The organism is Lapillicoccus sp., assembly GCF_025353065.1.
Classification (GTDB): Bacteria; Actinomycetota; Actinomycetes; order Actinomycetales; family Dermatophilaceae; genus Lapillicoccus.
In genome coordinates this window covers 1-6486 of sequence record NZ_JANXRJ010000296.1, presented here as the reverse complement: position 1 = coordinate 6486, position 6486 = coordinate 1, and the positions used below count along the sequence as shown (strand labels likewise).

General features: G+C 71.7%; 4 protein-coding genes and 1 tRNA gene. 2 read left to right on the top strand and 3 right to left on the bottom strand.

Annotated features, from left to right (window positions below):
- On the bottom strand, positions 1-702 hold a 702-nt coding region (locus tag Q0R63_RS21885), incomplete at its 3' end, for a hypothetical protein (protein ID WP_295702128.1).
- Between the two features lie 515 nt (positions 703-1217).
- Between Q0R63_RS21885 and Q0R63_RS21880 the strand changes: the two genes are divergently transcribed.
- Positions 1218-1302, top strand: a tRNA-Ser gene (locus tag Q0R63_RS21880).
- A 409-nt stretch (positions 1303-1711) separates the two neighbouring features.
- Positions 1712-1840, top strand: coding sequence for a hypothetical protein (locus Q0R63_RS21875; RefSeq protein ID WP_295702125.1), 129 nt, complete (start codon positions 1712-1714; stop codon positions 1838-1840).
- Positions 1841-2039: 199 nt separating this feature from the next.
- Here the strand turns inward: Q0R63_RS21875 and Q0R63_RS21870 are convergent, their stop codons facing one another.
- Complete coding sequence (locus Q0R63_RS21870) at positions 2040-4460, bottom strand: beta-galactosidase (protein ID WP_295702123.1); 2421 nt, start codon at positions 4458-4460, stop codon at positions 2040-2042.
- A gap of 3 nt (positions 4461-4463) precedes the next feature.
- Positions 4464-6486, bottom strand: a 2023-nt coding sequence (locus Q0R63_RS21865; RefSeq protein ID WP_295702121.1) for a glycoside hydrolase family 3 N-terminal domain-containing protein, incomplete at its 5' end; no start/stop codon positions are given.

Sequence of the window (6486 nt, the reverse complement as noted above, 5' to 3'; positions counted from 1 at the left end):
CGGCACCCCACCCAGCCAGGTCACCGGCATCCGGCCGCCGAGGCCCGGGCCGGTGAAGTAGGGGTTGCCTTCGGTGCCGGGGCCCGTGAAGTAGGGAGTGCCGTCGGTGCCGGGCCCGGTGAAGTAGGGGGCGCCGGTGAGACCCGGTCCGGTGACGTAGGGGCTGCCCTCGATCTCCGCGTCGCCGGGTGCCGCGCCCGGCTCCAGGGTCTGCGACGTCAGCGTCACGAGGTGGTTGAGACCCACCGTGAACTGCCGGTCGCCCCCGGCGAGCTCGCGGTAACGCTGCAGCACGGTCCACGCGTTGGGGGCGGGGAGGTCGGACTTCGGGTCGGTACGCAGGTGGAAGCGGGTCACCCAGACCTGGGCGGCGAGGTCGGACAGCGCCTGCTCGGTGAGCGCGCTGACGTAGGTCTCGCGCTTGCCCGTCGCCGAGTCGGAGGTCCCGATCCGGTGGCCGGTCGAGGTGGCGGCCTCGACGAGCGCCTCGATCGCGGGCCCCGCGCCGGAACCCTGGACGAGGAGCTGGTCGGCGACGTATGCCGTGGGGTCGGGGGTGCGGCCGCGGTGGTCGGTGGCCCGGTCGGGGACCAGGACGTGACCGCCGTGACGACGCAACGCCTCGGTCGGCACCTGGGGCCCGGGGACGCGCGACGGCAGCCCGGACGGGGGTGGGTCCTGCGGAGTGGTGCGGTAGGCCATGTGCCGGTCTCCTCGTCAGGCCGCGGATTCCCCTGCGTGGTCCGAGCGTAGAGCGCTGCGTCCGCGTTGAGGAGGGCTGAGGTGGAGGAGCGCTGAGCGGGCGTACTGATACATCCCTGCGGTGTCCTGCGTTCGACGGAGCGGGCCGTAGTCCAGGTCTTCCAGAAATTTTTGACCGGACACGTATCTGGGGCGCGGCCCCCGACTCCTCAGGGGTGTCCGGCGCATCGGGGGCGCCGGACACCTGCGCCGACACTCCTCGGGGGGGGTGTCGGTCCGGGTGCGGTGTCGCGGGTCAGGGACACGGGGTTCCACGGCCGCACGGACGTGACGCCGCACCCCCCTTCGGGACGTCGTTCGGGGGACGGACGACAGCCAGTGGGGACGAGGTCGGTGGAGTCGCGGGGGCGGCTCCGCCGACCTCTTCGCGCTGTCGGAATTGTGGTGGTTGCTGTCGGGAGGTGTCGGGAGGTGTGGGGAGTACCGACCGGTCTGGGAGACTGAGAGCCGACCCGGGTGGGTTCGCATAGTGGCCGAGTGCAGTCGCCTTGAAAGCGACCAGAGGGCAACCTCTCGTGGGTTCAAATCCCACACCCACCGCGCTTGCTCGGTTCCACCACGTCGACCGCCCGGCGGTGAGCACGCTCATGACGATCCGTCCACGCGTTCCCACACAGAGGTGGAAGTGGGACCATCCTGATTGCCGAAGAGCTCGGCCTGGCCCAGCTCCTCAGTGCATGAGACCGTGCCGTGCAGTCAGGACCGGTCAAACCGCCGCAGCCCTGTCGAGTCGCCGTCGAGGCGATCGCCCTCCCCGACGGCGTGACCACGATGGACCTGCTCGATCGCGTCGATCGGTGGGCGTGCTCCTGTGTGGAGGTCACCCGATCGGTGCTTCGGGCGCGCCAGGTTGTTCCCGCGGGCGTTCACGGACGAGCGCCGTCTCGACGCGTCGAGCAGCTCATCCCGCTGGCCGACGAGGTGGGCCTGTCGATGCACCCACCTCGCGATGGCCTTCGCGATCGCGCACCCCGGCGTCACCAGCGCGCTGCTCGACGCCCGCACCATGGAGCAGCTCGACGACCTGCTCTCGGGCCTGGACACCGTCCTGTCGGTCGAGGAACGCTCTGGCGCCTGAGCCCTCGGTGCCCATGACCGCATCGGTGCGACGCAGCGGGCGGTATACGGGCGGGCTGGCGGCATACGGCCCGGTCGCCCGACCAACAGGCACCAGACTGCCGCCGCCCGAGGGCCGGCGTGACTCCGGCGTGCCGGCCCGCCTGCGCCTGTTCAGGGGGCGGAGCGGCTAACCCCCCACATGAGTTCCGGAGGCGCCGTCACGATGCCGAGGCGGATGGCGACCGTCCGACGAGGACGGTGAGCGGCCGTGGTGCGCCGGTATGCCGCAGCGTCACGAGACACCCCTCCCGCCGCACCTCGGCGCCCTCGCACCTCACGTCGTGGGCCGTCTGGAGGACGACGCGGCTGCCCGGGTGGCCGTGGCCGTCACCCACTCCGAAGGCGAAGCTCACGCCGTCGTCGCCGATGTCGGTCACCTCGGCCGTCGCGGAGACGATCCGCCCCCAAGGCGTGGTCAGCCCGAGGCCGAGCAGGTGGCCGGTGCGGGCCGGCACGTGCAGGGTTCCGCCGCCGACCTGCTCGCCGTGGAAGCCGAGCTCCACCCGGGCGGGGTATGCCGTGGGGTTCAGCAGGTGGACCATCCGGTCGCCCGCCGGGCTCCGGGTCGAGGTCACGACGACACCGGGGACGTCGGTGGTCAGCCCGAGGCCGGCCGGTGCACCCAGCCGGGCGGCGATGGCGGCGAAGAGCCCCGGCATCGACGGCATGTCCGCCGTGAGCAGGACGGCGGTCCCCCTGCCGAGCGTGACCTCGACCCCGCACACGTGCCCGTCGACGTCGGTCAGCAGCGGGGTGGCGCCGGACGACCCGAGGTCGAGCGGCTGCAGCCACCCGACCCGGGTCTCGGGGATCGCCGCCGCGAGCCCGAGCCCGACCAGCGAGGGGTAGTGGCGGTCGTCCCCGTGCACCAGCTCGTGGCCACGGATGCCGAGGGCCTCGGCGAGCACCGCGCAGGGCGCGTCCTCCAGGTCGTGCTCGGGGACGAGGCCGAGCAGCAGGAGGCCGCCGCCACCGTCGAGGTGGGCGACCAGCCGCTCCTGCACCCGCCGGTCGAGGTGGCGGCCGCAGCCCAGGGCGACGACCTGCGGCAGCGGCGCCCTCGGATCCTGGAGGTTCACCGCGCTGAAGCGGTGTCCCGCGAGGAGCAGCGACCGCCAGAGCGCCTTGCGCCCACCCGGGCCGCGGTGCGCGGCGAGGTCGTCGACGACCGCGGTCATCACCGCGGACGTGGGGTAGCGGTACTCCGTGGCGAACGCGTCGGGCACGAAGCCCATCGCCAGGTCGTCGTGCTCCTCGTCCATGTCGGCGAGCCACGCCGCGTTGGCCCGCACCGCGGCGCAGGCGTCCCGCGTCGCGGCGAAGGTGAGACCGCGCTGGCCCTCCGGTCCGATCGGCGCCGCCGTCCCGTGTCGCTCGCCGGTGAAGCTGATCCGGTCGTTCCCGTCGCCCACCGGCTCGTCCAGCGGCGGGTTGATGCCGCCCGCGAGCAGGTAGTAGTTGATCAGCCGGTTGCCCTGGGCGAGGCACAGCCGGGTCTTGAGGTCGACCGTGCTCGCGTCGCCGAGCTGCTCGAGCCCCCCGCTGTAGTCGCCGGTGCCGACCTCGAACTCCAGTGAGGTCAGCGGCTGGTCGGCGTCGTTGACGGCGGCCATCGACGCGTTGACGAAGTGGATGTCCGTGGTCGTCGACAGGCTCATGTCGCCGAGGTAGTGGTCGGACCCGGCGATCACCCCGGATACCCCCGACCACGTCTCCATGAGCTGGCTGACCCCGATGCCGAACGGCACACCGTTGCCGCCCTCGGTGCCGTGGATGTTGATGAGCAGGGGGACGTCCGCGATGCCGTGGGCTCGGGCCATCTCGGCCAGCGCCCCCGAATAGCAGGCGAACCGGTGCCTCATGAACAGTCCGAGGTCGACCCGCAGTGCGGCAGCCCACTGCTCCTGCGGCGACTCGACCGTATGCCGCCACCCGGCGTCGAGGGGGTAGCGAGCACCAAGCCCCTGCCCGTGACGGTCCTCGCACCAGCTCCGGAAATCGGCCAGCAGCCCGTCGGTGAGGTCGGGGGAGTTGCTCACCCAGGCGAGCATCCCGATCTCGTTGTCGAGCTGCAGGGCGATGACGTTGCCGCCGCGCGGTTCGAGACGGGCCGCAATGACGGGCAGGACCGCGGCATACCAGCGCTCGGTCTCGGCGAGGAAGGCCGGCGCAAGGTAGTCGACGGTACTGGTCGGCGCCGGTCGTCCGTCCCAGCCGGTCGACACGATTTCGGGGTGCTCGCGGTAGAGGCGGAAGGGCAACCCCTCGTTCTTCAGCTCGGCCATGATGAACGGTCCCGGCCGGGCGATGAACCACAGACCGTTGTCACGGCACAGGTCGATGAAGGCGCCGACGTCACGCTCGGGGCGAGTGTCGCCGGAGACGTCGATCGTGCCGTCCGGCAGCTCGTGAAACAGCCACGGGACATAGCTGGCGACCGCCGTGCACCCGATCTCCTTGAGCTTGTCGAGTCGGTCCTGCCACTCGGCCCGCGCCACCCGGAAGTAGTGCACCTCGCCCGCCATGACGATGACGGGCGTGCCGCTGAGGAGGATGCGCCGTCGGGCGGTCTCGACCACTACTCAGCCGACCAGGGTGAGCCGGGCCCGGGCGCCGTATGCCGCGTTGGCGCCGATGATGACGTCGACCTCCCCGGGGTCGACCCGCCAGGTCATCGACCGGTCGTGATAGCCGAACATCGCTGCGGTGACAGCGAATCGGACGCGCTTGCTCTCGCCGGGACGCAGGTCGACCGTGGCCCAGTCGGCCAGCTCGGCCAGCGGCCGGGTGACCTCGGCCACGACGTCGTGGACGTAGAGCTGGACGACCTCACGACCCGAACGGGTCCCGGTGTTGGTGATCTCGATCGTCGCCCGCACCGAGCCGGAACGCGTGGAGAGGGTGTCCTTGCTCAGCTCGATGTCGCCGTACTCGAACGAGGTGTAGGTCAGCCCGTAACCGAAGGTCAGCTCGGGGAAGACGAGGGAGTTGAGGTAGCGACCGAGGCTGCGGTCGTCGTTGCGGTCGATCCGCCGACCGGTCGGCCGCTCGTGCGAGCTGCTGGGGATGTGACCGACGGTGCGGGGGAAGGTCATCGGCAGCCGACCACTCGGCGAGGACGTGCCGAAGACGACGTCGGCGATGGCGTGGCCGGCCTCGATGCCGGGGTGCCAGGCGAGCAGGACCGCGTCGGCGAGCTCGATGACCGGACCCAGCTCGAGCGGGCGCCCGGTGAAGACGACGACGACGAGCGGCTTTCCGAGAGCGGCCATCTCGCGGAGCACCTCGAGCTGACCGGCGGGTAGCTCGAGGGTACTGATGCACCGGTCCTCGCCGGAGCGGCTGCGGTGCTCGCCGAGCAGGGCGATGGTCACCTCGGCCTCCCGCACGAAGGACATGGCGACGTCGCTGAAGCGGCCGTCGGAGACCACGAGGTCCTCGGCGGCGAGGTGCTCGCGGAAGGCGTCGGCGGGGGTGACGACGTCCTCGCCCCGGCCGTCGAGGACCCAGGTGCCGAGCAGGGCGTCCCCCTCGTTGACGAACGGCCCGTTGAGGTGGATCTTGCCGACGTTCTCGTGCAGGGGGAGCAAGCCGTTGTTCTTGAGGAGGACGAGGGATGCCGTCGCCGCCCTCAGGGCCAGCGCCCGGGCCGCGGGGCCGGGCAGCACGGCTGATCCGGTGAGCGCGGCGGGCTCCGCCCCCTCTGCTGCCTCGACGGCGTCGGGCCCCACGACGTAGGGATGCTCGAAGAGCCCCATCCGGAGCTTCATCCTCAGCACCCGGCGGACGGCGTCGTCGACGAGCTCGATCGGCACCTCGCCGCTCCCGACGAGCTCGGCGAGGTGGGCGGCATACGCGCCCGAGGTCATGTCGAGATCGAGGCCGGCGAGGAGCGCCTGTCGCGCCGCATCCCGCAGGTCGGTCGCCACGCCCTGGTTGACGAGCTGGGCGACACCGCCCCAGTCACCGACGACGACGCCGTCGAAGCCCCACTCGTCCTTGAGCACGTCGCGCAGCAGATGACGGTGGACGTGCATCGGGATGCCGTCGACGTCGTTGAAGGCTGCCATCACCGAGGCCACCCCGGCGTCCACGGCATCCCGAAACGGGCGCAGGTGGAGGTTGCGCAGGGTGTTCTCGCCGACGGTCACCGTGTCGTAGTCCCGGCCGCCCTGGACCATGCCGTAACCGCAGTAGTGTTTGGCCGTCGCCGCGATCGACCTTCCACCGCCCCACGACCCGGTCCCCTGGAAGCCCTCGACCATCGCGGCAGCGAGGCGTCCGGCGAGCACCGGTGACTCACCGAGGGACTCGGCGACCCGCCCCCACCGCGGTTCCTCGGATATGTCCATCATCGGCGCGAACGTCCACGCCACCCCGTCCGCCGACGCCTCCGCAGCCGCGAGCTCGCAGCACTCGCGGAGGAGCCGCTCGTCCCAGCTCGCGGCGAGGCCGAGGGGGATGGGGAACACCGTGCGGTGGCCGTGGATCACGTCCCGCCCGAAGAGCAACGGGATGCCCAGCCGGGACGACTCGACGGCCGTCCGCTGGCACTCGTCGATGGCGGGCGCCATCACCCCGCCGTCGCGGACGTTGCCGGCGGTG

What these genes read in the sequence shown, in the direction of transcription:
- Q0R63_RS21875 (WP_295702125.1), top strand. Translation starts at nt 1,712, where the DNA reads ATGGCCTTCGCGATCGCGCACCCCGGCGTCACCAGCGCGCTGCTCGAC.